Below are 2,078 nucleotides of genomic sequence, written 5' to 3'. Positions count from 1 at the left end.
CGGAAATGGCCTCCGCCGAGATCAGAAACAGCCACGCCGAACCCAGCAGCAGGCGCAGGGAGATAATCAGGCGCGACAGCAGCTGCGGCAGCACCACCCGCAGCACCAGCGTCCAGCTGTTGGCGCCGAGGGTCTGCGCTTTAATAAACAGCTCTGCCGGAATTTCCCGCGCCCGCTGCTCGAGATCGCGCGCCAGCATTGGCGTGACCCCGATAACAATCAGCATCACCTTGGAGAGCTCATCGAGACCAAAGACGATAAACAGCACCGGCAGGATCGCCAGGGGTGGGATCATCGAGATCACGGTCATCAGCGGCGACAGCGCCGCACGGTAGAGCGGGAAAACGCCGGCGGCGATACCGATGCCCAGGCCAATCAGCGAGGAGAGCGCCAGCCCGATCAGCAGGCGACTTAGGCTGATCAGGGTGTCGGCCCACAGCAGGTATTCGCCGCTGCGCTTGTCCGGCGTGAACGCCATCCGCTCGACGGCGGCGGCCATTTGCGTCAGCCCTGGCAGCAGCTTGTCCTGCGGATTGGCCTCCAGCCGTAGCGCAGAGCCGATAACCCAGGCGGCGATCAGCAGCACAAAGGGCATCAGCATCAGCATCATTCGCATGCCCTGCTGCGGATGGCGGTTAATTTGTCGCATGGCGTTGACTCCCGTCAGCAATCATTACAGCTGGCCCGCGACGGCCATCTTCAGGTAGCTATCGTCAAAACGCAGCCTGACGTTGCTCGCGTCGCCGACGGCAAGGCCGCCCGGGAAGCGCATGCCGATAAAGTCCGCGCTCTGGGCGCCCTCGCCCAGCAGCCCTTTATCGAAGGAGAACTGCGCCACGCGCTGCATGGTTTTTGCCAGATCGGGGCTGGAGATGAACCTCAGCGCGTCGGCAGCGGTCCAGAACAGATGGGTGGTTTTCAGCTGCCCCTGATAGCCGGCGAGGTCGGTGCCGGAATCGGCCGCCATGGCGCTCAGCGCCGGCTTATCCCCGGCCTGCATTTTGGCCATCATTTCAAACCACGCGCCGGTCAGCGCCTTGCCGAGCGCCGGGTTGTCCTTCAGGGTTTGGGTATTGACCACCATCATGTCGATGATCTCGCCCGGTACCTGGGATGAGCTAAAGACTTCGCTGGTTTGCGGGGTCTTTTTGATAACCGACAGCTGCGGGTTCCAGGCCACGGCGGCGCGCACGCTGCTGGTGCCGAAGGCGGAAACGATATCGGCGTCAGAGGTATTGACCACTTTGACGTCCCGCTCCTGCAGCCCGGCCTTTTCCAGTCCGCGAACCAGCAGATAGTGGGAAACCGACAGCTCCGGGAGGTAAACCTGCATCCCCTTGAGGTCGCTCAGCTTTTTGCCCGCCCCCTTCAGCACCACGCCATCGTTGCCGTCAGAGTAGCTGCCGGTAATCAGCGCGGTGGTATCCACCCCGCCGGCGGCGGGAATGGTCAGGGCATCCATATTGGTCATGGTGCAGCCGTCGAACTGGCCGGCGGTATACTGGTTAATCGATTCGATGTAGTCGTTGAGCTGCACGATATTGATCTTGATACCGTATCTGCTGGCCCATTTATCGATGATTTTTTCGTTGCTGATGGCGCCCCAGGGCATCCAGCCGGCATAAATCGTCCAGCAGATGTTGAACTCTTTTTTCACCGCGGCAAAGGAAGGGAAACTGGCCAGCAGCGCCAGGGACAGAACAAAAGAACGGAGTAGTGGCGATCGCTTCATGATGAACCTCTGGTTGGCACAAAAAACAGGAGCAGCGCGACACCTACTGGTGCTGCTGTCTCCCGGGCTTTTGTCCCGCCGTGTAACCTCGCAGAGGTCGCCAGCTCTCGGACCAGTCATTCACCTGCGTGAACCGGAACCCTAGCCAGCTATTTGATCGTCTAAATTGTATGGTGCGCTGCCTTCTGTTTTTATCTTGCAAAGCATATACCAAAATAATAATTAGCATAAAATCAACAAGATAGAATATTTATCGCCGCCAGCACACCAGGATGGGGAGTCGTTTTGGGGCAACGCGTAGATTTGGTGCAGAGGGAGGCAGGCTCGCGCCTGCCGGGGCGTTATT

General features: G+C 59.5%; 2 protein-coding genes and 1 riboswitch. Both genes read right to left on the bottom strand.

The features are described 5' to 3' along the window. The coding region (locus tag PFH44_RS27035; RefSeq protein ID WP_283826754.1) for an ABC transporter permease at positions 1–649 on the bottom strand (649 nt) is incomplete at its 3' end. Positions 650–673: 24 nt separating this feature from the next. Next, positions 674–1,732 (bottom strand): putative urea ABC transporter substrate-binding protein, encoded by a 1,059-nt coding sequence (locus PFH44_RS27030; protein WP_283826753.1) that lies wholly within the window; start codon positions 1,730–1,732, stop codon positions 674–676. 57 nt (positions 1,733–1,789) lie between these two features. Next, positions 1,790–1,888, bottom strand: a riboswitch (guanidine-I (ykkC/yxkD leader). Between the last annotated feature and the right edge of the window lie 190 nt (positions 1,889–2,078).

The sequence above is a fragment of the Klebsiella sp. Ech2A genome (assembly GCF_030078455.1).
Taxonomy (GTDB): domain Bacteria; phylum Pseudomonadota; class Gammaproteobacteria; order Enterobacterales; family Enterobacteriaceae; genus Klebsiella; species Klebsiella terrigena.
Note: the sequence above shows the minus strand (reverse complement) of the source record. Positions and strands in the feature narration are given on the sequence as shown.

Bases quoted from the DNA above. Each gene is read 5' to 3' on its own strand.
- PFH44_RS27030 (WP_283826753.1), bottom strand. From the start codon at position 1,732: ATGAAGCGATCGCCACTACTCCGTTCTTTTGTTCTGTCCCTGGCGCTG.